Genomic DNA, 17,180 nt, shown 5'->3' with positions numbered 1-17,180 from the left:
CCCATTGAAGACAAGATCAGCGGGAGCCGCGACCGGCAAGGTCGGGCTGAACAAGTTGGCGACTCCCAATAGGACGGACACGCTTCGGGGTGAACCCGTTCGCTTCGTCGTCCGTGTCCGAAATTGTCGGTGCCGCGAGGTTCACTGTCATTGCGGGGAAGGAGTCTCGAGATGCCACTCGAAGAGCTCAGCCATCGGGACCGCGCGATCCTGCGCGCGGTCGGCCGGGGCCGTGCCGAGACCACCTGCAGCAGCGAGCCGGATCTGTTCGTCGACGGCATCGCCTGCTGCCACCAGAACACCGTTCGGGAGCTGGCCCATCGGGGCCTGTTCACCGCGGCCGCGACGGGCGCGCCGGGCCGCCGAGTGCCCGCGAAGCTGACTGCCGCGGGTTACCGGGCGATTGGCTTCCGGGTGATTTCCGGGTCGGCCGCACCCGGACCGGGCTCGGCCGCCGCCTGACGCCGGAACGATCAAGTTGCCGCCGCAAGTGGCATTTGCGCAGGTCAGCGCCCTGTCCACGGTCCAGGGCGCGGTTAACGCGGGCTTAACCGGGCCGTCAACCGTCGCGTGGCATTTCCCACGCCGTGACCGCGACGTGTCCCGATAATGGAAATTTCACACTACTGTCATAAGACCCGGCGAACCCGGGAGTAGGTAGCGCACGCCGAGCAGACCACCACCACGCGGATCTCGGCCGCCGCGCTTACCCACGTGTGCCCAGCGCACACCGACGACGTGCACAGTGCCGTGCACAGGCCACCCAGTGCCGTGTGGTCCCGTCGATCAGCGTGCCCAGGATTTTTCCGGGCTTACGCGTCTTCGCTCTCGACTGACCATCGCAGTCCGGGGTCCGCCCGTTAGCCGAGTCCGCCAGACCGGCCCGATCGGGTGACAGCCCGGTACTGCCTACGCCCGAGGAGGCGGCCAGCCGTGACCCGCCATGATCAGCACCAGCGCAGGCCAGCCGGCCTGTACGACCCGCAGTACGAGCACGACGCCTGCGGGGTCGCCTTTGTCGCGGATCTCACCGGGAGACGAGACCACCAGATCGTTCGCAAGGCACTGGTCGCACTGCGGAACCTCGAACACCGCGGCGCCCGCGGCGCCGAACCGGAAACCGGTGACGGCGCGGGCCTGCTGATCCAGGTCCCGGACGAGTTCTTCCGCGCGGTCACCGACTTCGACCTGCCCGAGCCGGGCGAATACGCCGTCGGCACCGCGTTCCTGCCGGTCGACGAAACGGCCCGCGGCCGCGCGATGAGCGCGATCGAACGGATCGCCGCCGAAGAGGGCACCCAGGTGCTCGGCTGGCGCGAACTCCCGGTCCGCACCGAGCACACCGGACCGACCGCGGCCGCCACCATGCCGCACTTCAGCCAGCTCTTCCTCGGCCCGCGCTCCCCCGAGCAGACCGGGCTCGCCATGGAGCGCGCCGCGTTCTGCGTGCGCAAGCGCGCCGAACACGAACTGGCCGAGGACGAGGTCTACTTCCCGAGCCTGTCGGCCCGAACCATCGTCTACAAGGGAATGCTCACCGAGGCGCAGGTGGAGAGCTTCTTCCCCGACCTCACCGACGAGCGCGTTACCAGTGCCATCGGACTGGTGCACTCCCGCTTCTCCACCAACACCTTCCCGTCGTGGCCGCTGGCGCACCCCTACCGGTACGTCGCGCACAACGGCGAGATCAACACGTTGCGCGGCAACCGCAACTGGATGGACGCCAGGGAGTCGATGCTCGCCAGCGAGCTGATCCCCGGCGACCTGGAGCGGCTCTACCCGGTGATCACCCGTGGTGCCAGCGACTCCGCCTCCTTCGACGAGGTGCTGGAGCTGCTCCACCTCGGCGGGCGGCCGCTGCCGCACGCGGTGCTGATGATGATCCCGGAAGCCTGGGAGAACCACGAGGAGATGGACCCGGCCCGCCGGGCGTTCTACGAGTTCCACTCCACGCTGATGGAGCCGTGGGACGGGCCGGCGCTGGTCGCCTTCACCGACGGCACCCAGATCGGCGCCGTGCTCGACCGCAACGGCCTGCGGCCCGCGCGCTACTGGGTCACCGAGGACGGCCTGGTCGTGCTGGCCAGTGAGGTCGGCGTGCTGGACATCGACCAGGCGTCGATCGTCCGGAAGGGACGGCTGGAGCCGGGCCGGATGTTCCTGGTGGACACCGTCGAAGGCCGCATCGTCGAGGACGACGAGATCAAGGGCGGGCTCGCCGCCGAGCACCCGTACCAGGAGTGGGTCGAGCAGGGCCTGCTCCAGCTGGAGGACCTGCCGGAGCGGGAGCGCGAGGTACCCCCGCACGCCGCGCTGGTCCGGCGGCAGCAGGCGTTCGGTTACTCCGAAGAGGAGCTCGACGTCCTGCTCGAGCCGATGGCCCGCACCGGCGCGGAGCCGATCGGCTCGATGGGGAACGACTCGCCGCTCGCCCCGCTGTCCAGCGGTTCGCGGCAGCTGTTCGACTACTTCACCCAGCTGTTCGCCCAGGTGACCAACCCGCCGCTGGACGCGATCCGCGAGGAGCTGGTCACCGCGCTCGGTGCGCAGCTCGGCGCCGAGCCGAACCTGCTCACCGCCGACGCCGGGTCGTGCCGTCGCATCGTGCTGCCGTTCCCGGTGCTCGACAACGACGAGCTCGCCAAGCTGGTGCACATCAACGACGACGGCGACCTGCCGGAGTTCAGCGCGGTCACCGTGTTCGGCAAGTACGAAGTGGACGGTGGCGCCGAGGCGCTCACCCGGCGGCTGGACGAGATCAGGGCGGAGGTGTCGCAGGCGATCGCCGACGGCGCCCGGCTGATCGTGCTGTCCGACCGCGGCGTCGACGAGAAGCACGCGCCGATCCCGTCGCTGCTGCTCACCGGCGCGGTGCACCACCACCTGGTCCGCGAGAAGACCAGGACGCAGGTCGGCCTGCTCGTCGAGGCCGGGGACGCCCGCGAGGTGCACCACATCGCGCTGCTCATCGGCTACGGCGCGGCCGCGGTCAACCCGTACCTCGCGATGGCGACGGTGGAGGAGCTCGCCTCGGCCGGGAAAATCGACGGCGTCGACGCGAAGCAGGCCACCCGGAACCTGATCAAGGCGCTGGGCAAGGGCGTGCGCAAGACGATGTCGAAGATGGGTGTGTCCACCGTGGCCTCCTACACCGGCGCGCAGATCTTCGAGGCGATCGGACTGGGTGAGGAGGTCATCAGCACCTGCTTCACCGGCACCACCTCGCGGCTCGGCGGCATCGGGTTCGAGACCATCGCGCAGGAGGTCGCGCTGCGGCACCGGCGGGCGTTCCCGGTCGACGGGGTGCGCCCGAGCCACCGCGAGCTGGAGACCGGCGCCGACTACCAGTGGCGCCGCGAGGGTGAACCGCACCTGTTCAACCCGCAGACGGTGTTCAAGCTGCAGCACTCCACCAGGTCCGGCAAGTACGAGATCTTCAAGGAGTACACCAAGCAGGTCGACGACCAGGCGGAGCGGCTGCTGACGCTGCGCGGGCTCTTCGGTTTCAAGGAGGGCACGCGGGCGCCGGTCCCGATCGAAGAGGTCGAGCCGGTGTCCGAGATCGTCAAGCGGTTCGCCACCGGCGCCATCTCCTACGGCTCGATCTCGAAGGAGATGCACCAGACGCTGGCGATCGCGATGAACCGGCTGGGCGGCAAGTCCAACACCGGTGAAGGCGGCGAGGACGCCGACCGGTTGTACGACCCGGAGCGCCGCTCGGCGGTCAAGCAGGTCGCGAGCGGCCGGTTCGGCGTGACGAGCGAGTACCTGGTCAACGCCGACGACATCCAGATCAAGATGGCGCAGGGCGCGAAGCCCGGCGAGGGCGGGCAGCTGCCCGGCGCGAAGGTGTACCCGTGGATCGCGAAGACGCGGTTCTCCACGCCGGGGGTCGGCCTGATCTCGCCGCCGCCGCACCACGACATCTACTCCATCGAGGATCTGGCGCAACTGATCCACGACCTGAAGAACGCCAACCCGAACGCCCGCATCCACGTGAAGCTGGTGTCCGAGGTGGGCGTCGGCACGGTGGCGGCCGGGGTGTCCAAGGCGCACGCCGACGTGGTGCTCATCTCCGGGCACGACGGCGGTACCGGTGCTTCGCCGCTGTCGTCGATCAAGCACGCGGGTGGCCCGTGGGAGCTGGGGCTCGCCGAAACGCAGCAGACGCTGCTGGCGAACCGGCTGCGGGACCGGATCGTGGTGCAGACCGACGGTCAGCTCAAGACCGGCCGGGACGTGATCATCGCCGCGCTGCTGGGTGCGGAGGAGTTCGGCTTCGCGACCGCGCCGCTGGTGGTCTCCGGCTGCATCATGATGCGGGTGTGCCACCTGGACACCTGCCCGGTCGGGGTGGCCACGCAGAACCCGGTGCTGCGCGAGAAGTTCAGCGGCAAGGCGGAGTACGTGGTGAACTTCTTCGAGTTCATCGCGCAGGAGGTGCGGGAGTACCTGTCGCAGCTGGGGTTCCGGTCGATCGCCGAGGCGGTCGGGCACGCCGAGCTGCTCGACACCCGCAAGGCGGTGGAGCACTGGAAGGCCTCGGGGCTGGACCTGTCGCCGATCTTCCACGTGCCGGAGCTGGAGCCGCGTGCGTCCCGGCACCAGGTCGTGGCGCAGGACCACGGGCTGGACAAGGCGCTCGACAACACGCTGATCCAGCTGGCCGAGGGCGCCCTTTCGTCGGGTGACAAGGTGCGGCTGGAGCTGCCGGTGCGCAACGTGAACCGGACCGTGGGCACCATGCTGGGTTCGGAGCTGACCAAGCGCTGGGGCGGTGAGGGCCTGCCGGACGGCACGATCGACGTGACCTTCACCGGCACCGCGGGCCAGTCGTTCGGCGCCTTCGTGCCGAAGGGCATCACGCTGCGCCTGATCGGCGACGGCAACGACTACGTGGCGAAGGGCCTGTCCGGTGGGCGGATCGTGGTCCGCCCGCCGCGCGAGGCGCAGTACGCCGCCGAGGACCACATCATCGCCGGCAACGTGATCGGCTACGGCGCGACCAGCGGGGAGATCTTCATCCGCGGCCGGGTCGGGGAGCGGTTCTGCGTGCGGAACTCCGGTGCGCTGGCCGTCGTGGAAGGCGTCGGCGACCACGGGTGCGAGTACATGACGGGCGGCCGGGTGGTCGTGCTGGGCACGGTCGGGCGCAACTTCGCGGCCGGCATGTCCGGGGGCATCGCCTACCTGCTCGACGTGGACACGAAGCGGCTCAACACCGAGATGGTGGAGCTCGAGCCCCTCGACGACGAGGACACCGAACTGCTCCGCGACGCGGTCGAACGGCACTACGACGAGACCGAGTCGGCCATCGCCCGCGAGCTGCTGGCCGACTGGGACGCCGCGGTGACCAGGTTCGGCAAGGTGATGCCGAAGGACTACAAGCGAGTGCTGCTCGCGCAGGCCGCCGCCGAACGCGAAGGCCGCGACGTGAACGAGGCGATCATGGAGGCCGCACATGGCTGACCCCAAGGGCTTTCTGACCACCGAACGCGAACTGCCGCAGCGGCGGCCGGTGGACCTGCGCCTGCTCGACTGGCGGGAGGTCTACGAGGACTTCGCGACCAGCAAGCTGGAGAAGCAGGCGGGCCGCTGTATGGACTGCGGCATCCCGTTCTGCCACCAGGGCTGTCCGCTGGGGAACCTGATCCCGGAGTGGAACACGCTGGTGTGGAAGGAGGACTGGCGCGCGGCGGCCGAACGGCTGCACGCGACCAACAACTTCCCGGAGTTCACCGGCACCCTGTGCCCGGCTCCGTGCGAGACGGCCTGCGTGCTCGGGATCAATGACGACCCGGTCACCATCAAGCGGGTGGAGATCTCCATCATCGACCGCGCCTTCGAGGAAGGGTGGGTCACCCCGCAGATCCCGGAGAACCGGACCGGGAAGAAGGTGGCCGTGGTCGGCTCGGGGCCGTCCGGCCTCGCCGCCGCGCAGCAGCTCACCCGCGCGGGCCACACCGTCGTGGTCTACGAGCGAGCCGATGCCATCGGGGGCCTTCTCCGGTACGGCATCCCCGAGTTCAAAATGGAGAAGCACCGCCTGGACCGGCGCCTGGACCAGATGCGCGCCGAAGGCACCGAATTCCGCACCGGCGTGAACGTCGGCGTGGACCTGTCGGTCGAGGACCTGCGAGCCGACCACGACGCCGTGGTCCTCGCCGGTGGCGCGACAGCCTGGCGGGACCTCCCCATCCCGGGCCGCGACCTCGACGGCGTGCACCAGGCGATGGAGTACCTGCCCCCGGCGAACCGCGTCGCCGCCGGCACGCTCGACACCCCGACGATCAACGCGCACGGCAAGCACGTCGTGGTAATCGGCGGCGGCGACACCGGCGCGGACTGCGTCGGCACCGCACACCGCCAGGGCGCGCTCTCGGTGACCCAGCTGGAGATCATGCCGCGCCCGCCGGAGTCCCGCTCCGACGCCCACCCGTGGCCGACCTACCCGATGATCTACCGCGTCTCCTCGGCCCACGAAGAGGGCGGCGAGCGCCTCTACTCGGTCAACACCCAGCAGTTCGTCGACGACGGCTCAGGCCGAGTACGCGCACTGAGCCTCGTCGAAGTCCGCTCGGAGAACGGAAAGTTCGTCCCCGTCGAGGGCACCGAACGAGAACTGTGCGCCGAACTCGTCCTGCTCGCCATGGGCTTCGTCGGCCCAGAACGCCCCGGCCTCCTGGAAAACCTCGGCGTCGATCTGGACCAGCGCGGCAACGTCGCCCGCAACGCGAAGTTCCGCACCAGCCTCGACGACGTCTTCGTCGCCGGCGACATGGGCCGCGGCCAGTCGCTCATCGTCTGGGCAATCGCCGAAGGCCGCTCCGCCGCCGCCGCGGTGGACGCCCAGCTCACCGGCCGGGAAATCCTCCCAACCCCGATCGCGCCCACCGACCGGCCGATCGCCTGAGTCGGCGGAGGAGGCCCGGTGCCAGCGTCGTCGCCGGACCTCCTCCGCTTCCCCATCCTCTCCGCCTGTTCCCTACCTTCCCCGCCTGCCTCAGCAGCCTCGCAATCCCGCTCCTAATCCCAGCGACTGGTCCCCGCTGCCCCAGCCCTGGCCCTCAGCCTCGCCCAGGCGGCACCGCTCAGCCTCGCCCAATGAACGGCATGTTCGTCGCAGCGATGGTCATGAACTGCACATTCGTGTTCAGCGGCAAGTTCGCCATATAGAGCACCGCACTAGCGACGTGAGCCGGATCGAACGTCGGCTCGGCCATCACCGTTCCGTTGGCCTGTGGAACCCCGTCCGCGAACGCCGCAGCAAGGTCCGTGGCGGCGTTCCCGATGTCGATCTGGCCACACGCGATGTCATGAGCACGCCCGTCCAGCGAGATCTGCTTGGTCAAACCCGTGATCGCATGCTTCGTCGCCGTGTAAGCAGCCCGCTGCGGTCGCGGCGAGTGCGCGGAGATCGAGCCGTTGTTGATGATCCGCCCTCCCCGCGGTCGCTGCTCCTTCATCAGCCGCACGGCGTGGTGTGCACAAAGGAACGAACCGGTCAGGTTGACACCGACCGTGCTCGCCCAGTCCTCCGGCGAGATCTCGTCGACGTCCCCGGCCGGCCCCGACGTCCCGGCGTTGTTGAACAGCAGGTCCACCCGTCCCCACTTGTTCCGGACGGCATCGAACAGCGCGGCCACGGAGTCCGCCGACGCCACGTCGGTGGGGATCACCTCGGCCCCGTCGAACCCGGCCGCCGTCTCGGCCAGCGGCTCCGGCCGCCGTCCGGCGAGTGCGACCTGGTACCCGTCCTCCAGCAGCGCGAGCGCCACCACCTTGCCGAGGCCGGAACCCGCACCGGTCACCACCGCGACCTTCTCCGTCGAAACCATTCCGCCGTCTCCTTCCCGGGCCGATCAACATGCCCCCGAGAATCTACGCGGTGGCCCGATCGGGGATGCGGTGGGCGAGGTTGTACTGCGGTGTCTGTGCGGGGTCGAGCCAGCGCGGTGCGTAGAAGGCTGGCCGCTGGTTGATCATGCGAATGTGCCACTCGGTGTGGTGGATGACGCGATGATGGTGACTGCACAGCAGGACCAGGTTGTCGAGGTCGGTTTGACCGCTGTGCGTCCAGTAGACGACGTGGTGTGGCTCGGTCCACTTAGGAGTACGTGTGCAGCCCGGGAAGGTACATCCGCGGTCTCGGGCCGCCAAGGCTCTTCGCTGGGCTTTGGTGGCTGTGCGACTCATCCTGCCGAGCACCAGGTCCTCCCCGTCACCGCGGAAGATCATCGGCGTGACGGAGGCACCACCGCAGCAGATCCGACGAGCGGTGTTCATCGAGACATAGGCCGACTCGTTGAGCAACACCGGCTGGTTCGTCTTCATCTCGTCCAGGTTGATATTCAACGTCAGGACCGCCGACTCGCCGCCTTGCACCGGCAGGTCGTCACTTCGCGCCGCGAGTTCCAAGATTTCGACCAGAGCATCGCCTTGCCGTTCTGCCGTGGAGCGCGGATCGAAGGCGCCGGTCGCCGGATCCTTCGGCCTCGGCTTGGCCAGCACGCCGAGAAGCCCCTGCAGGGTCTGCGCACCGACACGATCGAGCGCACCTCGCAACTGCCAGTGTCCGCTTCCGTCCTGCCAGATTTTCAACGCGCACTGTGGGCGAACTTGTTCACGATCGTCGTCCTCAGGCGACTTGCTGCTCTGTTCGACATAGTCCACGATTCGCTGGCCAACCCGGCGCACCTCGTGCGGTCGCGCCTGCCGCGCCAAGTCGATCAAGGTTCTCTCGTGAACCGTCAGGTCTTCGACGGAAACCTTGTCCGACAAGGCATTGACCACCTTGCAGATCTCAGTCACGTGTTCACGGTTGATGGTCCCCTTGGTCAATGCCTCACCAACCGCTGCGAGCACGGGCGGATCTGGACCACGTTGTCGGTACAGCAGGTCGGCTGCACGTTCTCGGGCCAGAGCCTCACCCTTGGTGACGTGGTCAGTCTCGGTCTGGAAGTGCGTGAAACTGCTGAAGCCGTGCTTCAGCCCCCTGTCCCGCATCTCAGCGATGCCACGAAGCAGCTCCGCGTACGCCATGTCGAACTTGCGCACGGCATCGACATGGCTAGCGGTGAGTTCTTGGTCGGAAAGTTTCCGTGATTGCTCGGACACGCAACAACGGTAAGCAGCAACAGGGTCAGATGTCGATTACCTGGCCGAAATAGGCTGTCGAACGGAGCAGTTCTCGGCGAAAATCGCAATAAATACACCGTTCGCATAGTTGGAAATCGACAACATCGGGTCGTTCAGGTATGAAGATCCCAGAGAGACGTAGCCAGGTCACCCGGACTGCACGACGCGGCGCGACCGCGTGCCGGCAGCGACCGGTTGATCTTGGTAGAGCGTCTGAAGCAGTCGCTGACGGGTTGGCCGGACGCGTGGAAGCAAGGAGCTCGTGCAGATGGTGTAACGGCTTCGGTCGGTAGGACGAATCATGGATAGCGGCGGCCCGCCCTGGGCTCGCCCTGGCGAGAGGGTGCCACGATGCGCCGAACCCGACGACTGCTCGCTGTCGTGCTCCTTGGCGGAGTCGTGACGTTGGCAGGCGCAACGACGGCCGGAGCAGTTGCTCCCGAAGTCCAGCTCTCCACGTCGACTTCCATCGCGCACCCCGGCGAGACGGTGACCGTCACGGAAACGATTACGAACGTCAACGGGTTCACGGTGCTTCACCCGGCGGCCCGGCTGTTCAGCACGCCTCAGAATCTGACCTCGTACACCACGCTGGTCAGCTGCTCCGGGGTCGCGTGCTCCACTGTGGACGGGCCTGATGGCCCGGTCGGTTACCAGGGCACGCTGCCCGAGGCCCTTTCGGCGGGTGAAGCCGCACAGGTGACCTTTACGTTGAAGATCACGGCGAACGCGCCTGACTTCACACATACCCTGCAGGGGCAGTTCTTCGGCAGTAATTACGCCACCGAGCGTGTTGCCGGCCCGACCTTGACCGTGGACGCGAGGGCGGACCGCGCGATCAAGCTCACCGGCACCCCGAGGCCGGGCCTGCTGGGTGGACGAATCGACTTCACCGTGAGTGTCACGAACAACGGACCGGATCCGGCCACGAGCACCGCGGTCACCACTAGCCTTCCGGCCGGGTTGAAGGCGACAGCCGGAGCTGGCTGCACTCCGTCAGCTGGCACGGTGGCTTGCACAGTCGGCGAGCTGGCGAACGGGGCGAAGGGCACGGCCGCCTTCTCTGTGCCTTATGGCCTGCTGACCATTGGCCTGCCCTTCACCTTCACCGCGAACCGGTCCGGCGCAGTGCCCGAGGACCTCAATTCGGCGAACGACAAGTCGTCGGTGACCTGCACGGTGCTCACTCCGCTGCTGGCGAACTGCGGCTAGCAGGTCGCCTAACTGCGACCGCGCCAACGAACGGCGAGGAGCCACGCGAGGTAGCCACCGCCGAGGATGCCGGTGGCGATCCCAACTGGCAGTTGCTGGGACGGGAACAGTCGCTGGATCGCTAGGTCGCTGGCGATCAGCAGGAAAGCACCCATCAGCGCAGACGACAGGAGGTTCGGTCCAGGAGCGCGGGTCAGCTTGCGGGCGAGCTGCGGTCCGGCGAGGGCGAGGAAGGTGATCGGGCCGGCGGCGGCGGTCGCTACCGCGCACAGCGTCACGCTGACGCCGAACAGGACCAGCCTGCTCTGCTCCACGGGCACGCCGAGGCCCTTGGCCGCGTCGTCGCCCATCTCCAGCATGGAGAGGCGCCGACCGTAGTAAGCGGCGATGGGCAACAGGATGGCGACGGCGATGGCGACCGGTTGGACGTGTTCCCAGCCACGGCCGTTCAGGCCGCCGACCTGCCAGGCTTGTGCGGAAACGGCGTCCTGCAGGCTCGCCCTGGTGATCAGGTACGAGTTGGCCGACAGAAGCATCGCGCTCACGCCGACGCCGATGAGCACCATGCGCAGGCCGTGCATGCCTCGTTTGAACGCCAGCAGGTAGACCACGATCGCGGTGACCATGCCGCCGACCAGCGCGCCCAAGGCGGTTTCCAGCATGCCGCCCGCGGTGGTGATGATGACGATGAGCGCGCCGGTGGCGGAGCCGTGGGTGAAGCCGATGATGTCGGGGCTGCCGAGCGCGTTGCCGGAGAGGCTCTGCAAGATCGCGCCACTTACCGCGAGTGCGGCGCCGACCAGGAGGGCGGCGAGGAGGCGCGGCAGGCGCAGCGTGGTGACGATGAAGTCGGCGCCGGGTGGGCCCTGGCCGAAGAGCGTGGCGACCACTTCCGGCACGGAAAGCTTGTAGTCGCCGGTGGTCAGGCTGACCACCGAGACAGCGGCCACGGCGACGGCCAGCACCAGGCAAACGAGGACCGCACGGGCCGGGACGCGCAGCGACACCCGGCCGCCGGGAGCGCGCAGAATCCGGTTGGCGCCGGTCGTCTTGAGCGTGTTCACAGTCGCGCCGGCTTCCGGCGGCGGCACAGTGCGATGAACACCGGCGCACCCACGATCGCGGTCATGATTCCGACCTGCACCTCTTCCGTGTCATCGAAGGTCCGGCCGAGCACGTCGGCGCCGAGCAGGAGGATGGCCGCGAGCACCATCGAATAGGGCAAGCCCCAGCGGTGGTCCGGGCCCACGATCAAGCGCGCGGCGTGGGGCACGGCCAGGCCGACGAAGCCGATCGGGCCGATCGCCGCGGTGGCGCCGCCGCACAGCAGGGTCACCGCGATCGCGCCGGCCACACGGGTCGCGGTGACGTTCGCGCCGAGCGCGCTGGCTGCCTGGTCGCCGAGCGCGAGGGCGTTGAGCGGGCGCGCCAGGATCAGCGCGATGAGCACGCCGAGGGCGATGAAGGGCAGCACCTGCAACAGGGTGTCGGTGCCGCGGCCGACCAGCGAGCCGACGTTCCAGAACCGGAACTTGTTGAACACCTCGACGTTGAGCAGCACCACCGCGCTGATGAAGGCGAACAGCATCGCGGTCACCGCGGCGCCGGCGAGGACCAAGCGGTCAGGAGAGGAACCACTGCGACCCGCCGAGCCGAGCACGTAGACGACCACCGAGGCCACCGCGGCGCCGGCGAAGGCGAACCACACGTAGCCGAAGATCGAGGTCACGCCGAGGAAGGCAATACCGATCACGATCGCGGCGGCCGCGCCGAGGTTGACCCCGAACAGGCCGGGATCGGCCAGTGGGTTCCGGGTCAGCGCCTGCATCAGCGAACCGGACAGGCCGATCGCCGCGCCCATGACGATCCCGAGCAGCGTGCGCGGGATGCGCAGCTCGTGGATGATCACGGCCTCGCTGGAACCGTCATTGTTCCACAGCACGTGCCAGGCGGTGGCGAGCGGGATGTCCTTGGTTCCGATCGCGATGCTGAGCACGAACACGAAGGCGAGCACGCCGAGGGCGAGCACGATCCCGGCCAGGCGGAGCAGGTTCGTGCGCGCTCCGGCCGGCTTGATCTGCTCGGTTTGCTCGGCAGGCGGTGCGACTACCAACCCGGCCTCCAGCCTCCGATGAGCGAATCCACGGCAGCTTATAGGGTAGCCTTACCTAGCTATTCCTCAGGTGACTCAGGGAGGCGACGTTGACCGGCCGAGACGTGCTCCGACGCGCGATCGGCGGGCACAAGGGACGCCTCACCGCGGCTTCCGTGCTCGCTGCCGCGCACCAGGGCTGTGAAGCGCTGGTGCCCGTTTTGATCGGCGTGGTGGTCGACCAGGCGATCGCGCCCGGTTCGGCAGCCGAGCTGGTGACCTGGCTGATCGTGCTGCTGGTGCTGTTCGCCGCGTTGTCGAACACCTACCGCCACGCGCTGCGGCTCGCCGAACGCGCTGCCGAGTACACCGGGCACCGCATCCGCCTGGAGTTGAGCGAGCGGATCCTGCATCCGCGCGGCGGTGCCGAGGCGGGACACCTGCCCGGGGCGCTGGTCAACATCGCGACCGAGGACGCGCGGCGCGTCGGCTCGGTGAACGGGGTGCTGCCGTTCGGCATCGCGGCCGCCACCGGGATCGTGGTCAGCGCCGTGTTCCTGCTGCTCATCAGCGTGCCGCTCGGACTGCTAGTGCTGCTGGGCGTACCGCCGCTGCTCTGGCTCGGGCACGTGATCGGCAAGCCGCTCGAGCGGCGCAGCGGTGTCGAGCAGGAGCGGGCCGCGCACGCGTCGGGCATCGCCGCGGATCTGGTCGCCGGGCTGCGCGTGCTCAAGGGCATCGGCGCCGAGCCCGCGGCGATCGACCGGTATCGCCGCACCAGCCAGGACTCGCTGGGCGCGACCCTGCGGGCGGCCCGGGCGCAGGCTTGGCACAGCGGCGCCGTGCTCACGCTGACCGGCATCTTCATCGCCCTGGTCGCGCTGGTCGGCGGGAACCTTGCGATCAGCGGCTCGATCAGCATCGGCGACCTGGTCGCCGCCGTCGGGCTCGCGCAGTACCTGCTCGCGCCGCTGAGCGTGCTCGGCTGGGCGAACGCCGAACTCGCGCAGGGGCGGGCGTCGGCGGCACGGGTGGCCGAGGTGCTGGCCGCGCCGCAGACGGTCGAAGGCGGCACGGGGACGGTTCCGGCGGAGGTCGCCGGGGAGATTCGGCTGTCCGGGGTGCGGCATGGCGCGCTCAAGGGCGTGGACCTGGAGGTCGCGGCCGGGGAGTTGGTCGGGGTCGTGGCCGGCGACCCGGCGGCCGCGACGAGCTTGCTGGCCTGCCTTGGCCGCGACGTCGATCCGGCCGAAGGCACCGTCCTCCTCGACGGGACTCCCCTGTCGTCGATGGACCCGCACGAGGTTCGCGCCGCGATCCTGGTTGCCGCGCATGATGCCGACCTCTTCGAAGGCAGCCTCCTGGACAACGTGGGCTCCGAAGAGGTGCTGGCCGCGGCCGCCGCGGACGAGGTCGCCAGTGCGCTGCCCGATGGCGTGCACACCGCGATCACCGAACGCGGGCAATCGCTTTCCGGCGGGCAGCGGCAGCGGGTCGCGTTGGCTCGCGCTCTAGCCGTGGAGGCGCCCGTGCTGGTGGTGCACGACCCGACAACAGCCGTGGACACGGTCACCGAGGCACGCATCGCCGCCGGGCTGGCGCAGTTCCGGCGTGCGCGCACCACCGTGCTGGTCACCACGAGCCCGGCCCTGCTGGCCGAGACGGATCGGGTGGCGTTGATCGAGGATGGCGCGGTGAGCGCGGTCGGACGACATGTCGACCTGGTCCGTGACCTCCCCGCCTACCGTGCGGCGGTGCTCTCGTGAGCGCGGAACGTCCTCTGCTGCCGATCGCGTCCGGCGCGCGTACGTGGACTGTCGTCGCCGGCCTGCTGGGTGCCCAACGCGGGCGCGCGCTGGGCACGTTCGCCATGCTCTTCGCGGCCACGGCGATCGGGCTGACGATCGCCCCGCTGCTCGGTTCGATCGTCGACCTGGTCGCGAACAAGGAGGCCGCCGACGCGCTGGTGGTGCCGGTGGTCGCGCTGGTCGTGGTCGCGCTGGCCCAGGGGCTCGCGATGGCGCTCGGGATCTCGATGGTGGCTCGTCTCGGCGAGACCATGCTCGCCTCGCTGCGGGAGAGCTTCGTCGCGCGGGCGTTGAACCTGCCGTTGTCCGAAGTCGAGCGCGCGGGTTCCGGCGACCTCACCTCGCGGGTGACCAGCGACGTCTCGGTGATCGCACGCGCCGTTCGTGAGGCACTGCCGGAGCTGTCCCGCGCGACGCTGACCATCGTGCTCACCCTCGGCGCACTCGCACTGCTGGACTGGCGGTTCCTGCTCGCGGCGCTGCTGGCGGCGCCCGTCCAGGTGTTCGCCGTGCGCCGGTACACGCGCCAGGCGATTCCGCTGTACGCCGCTCAGCGGGTGGCCGCGGGTGCCCAGCACCAGCAGTTGCTCGACACGGTCGGTGGTGCGCGGACGGTCCGGGCGTTCCGGCTGGCCGACAGCCACGTCGAGCGGATGCGCAAGCGGTCCGATGCCGCGGTCACCCTGTCGTTGCGCGGCATCCGGCTGATGACGACCTTCTTCGCCCGGCTGAACTACGCCGAGTTCATCGGACTGTCGGCGATGCTGATCGCCGGGTTCCTGCTGGTGCGCGGCGGTGGCGTCACGATCGGCACGGCGACGGCGGCGGCGCTGTACTTCCACGGGCTGTTCGGGCCCATCACAACCGCGTTGGCGCTGGTGGACGACGCGCAGGCGGCCACGGCGAGCCTCGCGCGCCTGATCGGCGTCGCCGACCTGCCGTCCACCCCGGAGCCCGAGCGGTCGCCTGCTCCGGTCGACGCTTCGGTGAAGACCGCCGAGGTGGGGCACTCGTACGTGCCCGGTCACGACGTGCTGCACGAGGTCAGCGTGCACATCGGCACCGGGGAGCGCGTCGCGCTCGTGGGTGCCAGTGGTGCCGGCAAGACCACGCTGGCGAAGCTGATCGCCGGGATCCATCCGCCTTCGAGCGGGTCGATCTCGCTGGGCGGGGTGCCACTGGCCGAGCTAGGGCCGGCCGCGACGCGGCGCACGGTGGCGCTGATCAGCCAGGAAGTGCACGTGTTCGCCGGTCCGCTGGCCGACGACCTCCGGTTGGCGAAGCCGACGGCGACCGATGAGGAGCTGCACTCGGCACTGGCCGAGGTCGGCGCGCTGGACTGGGCGACCGCGCTCCCGGACGGGCTCGCCACCGTGGTCGGCGACGGCGGGCACCGTCTCACGGTCGCGCAGGCGCAGCAGCTGGCGCTGGCACGGCTGATCCTCACTGATCCGCCGATCGTCATCCTCGACGAGGCGACCGCCGAGGCGGGCAGTGCGGGGGCGCGGGTCCTGGAAGCGTCGGCCGCGGCCGCGTTGCGAGGACGCACCGGGCTGGTGGTTGCCCACCGGCTGAGCCAGGCGGCGGCTGCTGACCGGATCGTGGTGCTCGACGATGGCCGCGTGGCCGAGACGGGCACGCATGACGAGTTGGTCGCCGCAGGTGGGCGGTACGCGCGGCTGTGGGCGGCGTGGTCCGGTCAGCGACAGTAACCAAGCTGTGCTGCGAGGGGAGCCACTCGGGACTTGACGTACATATTTGGTTAGGCAAACCTGAGTTGCCTTTGCTCGACTCGACCCTAAGGACCTGACGATGGATCGATCCCCGACCCGCCGCCTCCGGCGTTTCGCCGGGTTGCTGACCTCGGCGCTGGTGGCCAGCGCCGCACTGGCCGGCTGCGGCAGCGAGGAAGCGCCCGCGGCGCCCACCGCTCCGGGTGCCGTCCCGGTCGAACCCGCCGCTTTCCCGGTGACGATCGACCACAAGTACGGGTCCACCGAGATCAAGGCGGAGCCGAAGCGGATCGTCACGGTCGGGTACACCGACCAGGACGCGCTGCTCGCGGTCGGCGTGGTGCCGGTCGCCACCAGCGAGTTCGTCGGCGAGTTCCCCGGCGCGATCGGGCCCTGGGCGACGCAGAAGCTGAACGGCGCGCCGCTGCCCGAGGTGATGAAGGGCACCGCGGACCCGCAGTTCGAGAAGATCGCCTCGCTGCGTCCCGACCTTATCCTCGGCCTCTACTCCGGGTTGACCCAGGAGCACTACGACAAGCTGGCGCAGATCGCGCCGACGGTCGCGCAGCCCAAGGAGTTCAAGGACTACGGCGTGCCGTGGCAGGAGAGCACCCGCCGGATCACCAAGGCCGTGGGCCGGGGCGGCGCCGGTGAGCAGATCATCTCCGAGGTGGACGCGAAGCTGGCCGCGGTCAAGCAGGAGCACCCGGAGTTCGCGGGCAAGAGCGCGCTGATGGCGACCACCTACCAGGGCTACTTCATCTACGGCAGTGAGGACCCGCGCTCGCGGGTGCTGGCGTCGCTCGGCTTCGTCCTGCCGCCGAACCTCGACCAGGTCATCGGCGACAAGTTCGGCGCGAACATCAGTCCGGAGCGCACCGACCTGCTCAACGTGGACGCGCTCTCGTGGATCGTCGCCGGGGTGGACGAGGGGCGCGCGACCCTGGACAAGGACACGCTCTACTCGGGCATGCGGGTGGCGCAGGAGAAGCGTGAGGTGCTGATCGACGAGGGCAGCCCGTACGGCGCCGGGATCTCGTTCGTGTCGCCGCTGTCGGTGCCGTGGGTGGTCGAACGGCTGGTGCCGCAGCTGAGCGCGGCGGTGGACGGCAACCCGGCCACCGAGGTCAAGCCCGTAACCTCCTGAGCCGGACCGGGCCCGAACGCATCGAGCGGGGCACTGCTTGCGATTCAGCG

The 17,180-nt window shown here is 69.2% G+C and carries 11 protein-coding genes; 7 read left to right on the top strand and 4 right to left on the bottom strand.

Features of this window, described 5'->3' with window-relative positions; genetic code table 11:
* Positions 1-171 precede the first annotated feature (171 nt).
* The 3 genes from JYK18_RS19710 to JYK18_RS19700 all read left to right on the top strand — a co-directional run bounded on the left by JYK18_RS19710 (position 172) and on the right by JYK18_RS19700 (position 6,913).
* Positions 172-462 (top strand): hypothetical protein, encoded by a 291-nt coding sequence (locus JYK18_RS19710; protein ID WP_206803423.1) that lies wholly within the window; start codon positions 172-174, stop codon positions 460-462.
* 471 nt (positions 463-933) lie between these two features.
* Positions 934-5,469: a glutamate synthase large subunit gene (gene gltB, locus JYK18_RS19705; protein ID WP_206803422.1), complete on the top strand. Its 4,536-nt coding sequence runs from the start codon at positions 934-936 to the stop codon at positions 5,467-5,469.
* The gene (locus JYK18_RS19700) at positions 5,462-6,913 is read left to right on the top strand and encodes a glutamate synthase subunit beta (RefSeq protein WP_206803421.1); all 1,452 of its coding nucleotides are present in this window, start codon (positions 5,462-5,464) and stop codon (positions 6,911-6,913) included. Before gltB ends, JYK18_RS19700 begins: the two co-directional genes overlap by 8 nt.
* Positions 6,914-7,091: 178 nt before the next feature.
* Here the strand turns inward: JYK18_RS19700 and JYK18_RS19695 are convergent, their stop codons facing one another.
* Together JYK18_RS19695 and JYK18_RS19690 are read right to left on the bottom strand one after the other, a co-directional pair.
* Complete coding sequence (locus JYK18_RS19695; RefSeq protein ID WP_206803420.1) at positions 7,092-7,838, bottom strand: SDR family oxidoreductase; 747 nt, start codon at positions 7,836-7,838, stop codon at positions 7,092-7,094.
* A 43-nt stretch (positions 7,839-7,881) separates the two neighbouring features.
* Positions 7,882-9,117, bottom strand: coding sequence for an HNH endonuclease signature motif containing protein (locus tag JYK18_RS19690; protein WP_206803419.1), 1,236 nt, complete (start codon positions 9,115-9,117; stop codon positions 7,882-7,884).
* Positions 9,118-9,489: 372 nt separating this feature from the next.
* On the opposite strand from JYK18_RS19690, the gene JYK18_RS19685 reads away from it, so the two are divergent.
* Positions 9,490-10,350 carry a DUF11 domain-containing protein gene (locus tag JYK18_RS19685; RefSeq protein ID WP_206803418.1) on the top strand — a complete coding sequence of 287 codons (861 nt, stop codon included), beginning with the start codon at positions 9,490-9,492 and terminating at the stop codon, positions 10,348-10,350.
* A gap of 8 nt (positions 10,351-10,358) precedes the next feature.
* Here JYK18_RS19685 and JYK18_RS19680 read toward each other — a convergent pair whose 3' ends face one another.
* Both JYK18_RS19680 and JYK18_RS19675 read right to left on the bottom strand, forming a co-directional pair.
* Positions 10,359-11,441 (bottom strand): iron chelate uptake ABC transporter family permease subunit, encoded by a 1,083-nt coding sequence (locus JYK18_RS19680; protein ID WP_307795958.1) that lies wholly within the window; start codon positions 11,439-11,441, stop codon positions 10,359-10,361.
* Positions 11,411-12,463, bottom strand: a complete 1,053-nt coding sequence (locus JYK18_RS19675) for a FecCD family ABC transporter permease (RefSeq protein WP_374195035.1) — start codon at positions 12,461-12,463, stop codon at positions 11,411-11,413. The genes JYK18_RS19680 and JYK18_RS19675 overlap by 31 nt, the downstream gene beginning before the upstream one ends.
* 89 nt (positions 12,464-12,552) lie before the next feature.
* Here JYK18_RS19675 and JYK18_RS19670 point away from each other — a divergent pair, with 89 nt between their 5' ends.
* The 3 genes from JYK18_RS19670 to JYK18_RS19660 all read left to right on the top strand — a co-directional run bounded on the left by JYK18_RS19670 (position 12,553) and on the right by JYK18_RS19660 (position 17,130).
* Positions 12,553-14,208, top strand: a complete 1,656-nt coding sequence (locus JYK18_RS19670) for an ABC transporter ATP-binding protein (RefSeq protein WP_206803417.1) — start codon at positions 12,553-12,555, stop codon at positions 14,206-14,208.
* On the top strand, positions 14,205-15,962 hold the full coding sequence (locus tag JYK18_RS19665; RefSeq protein ID WP_374195034.1) for an ABC transporter ATP-binding protein: 1,758 nt from the start codon (positions 14,205-14,207) through the stop codon (positions 15,960-15,962). The genes JYK18_RS19670 and JYK18_RS19665 overlap by 4 nt, the downstream gene beginning before the upstream one ends.
* Positions 15,963-16,062: 100 nt before the next feature.
* A complete protein-coding gene (locus JYK18_RS19660; protein WP_206803416.1) occupies positions 16,063-17,130 on the top strand; it encodes an iron-siderophore ABC transporter substrate-binding protein in 1,068 nt (355 codons plus the stop codon).
* Positions 17,131-17,180: the final 50 nt, after the last annotated feature.

This window comes from Amycolatopsis sp. 195334CR (genome assembly GCF_017309385.1).
GTDB lineage: Bacteria > Actinomycetota > Actinomycetes > Mycobacteriales > Pseudonocardiaceae > Amycolatopsis.
Note: the sequence above shows the minus strand (reverse complement) of the source record. Positions and strands in the feature narration are given on the sequence as shown.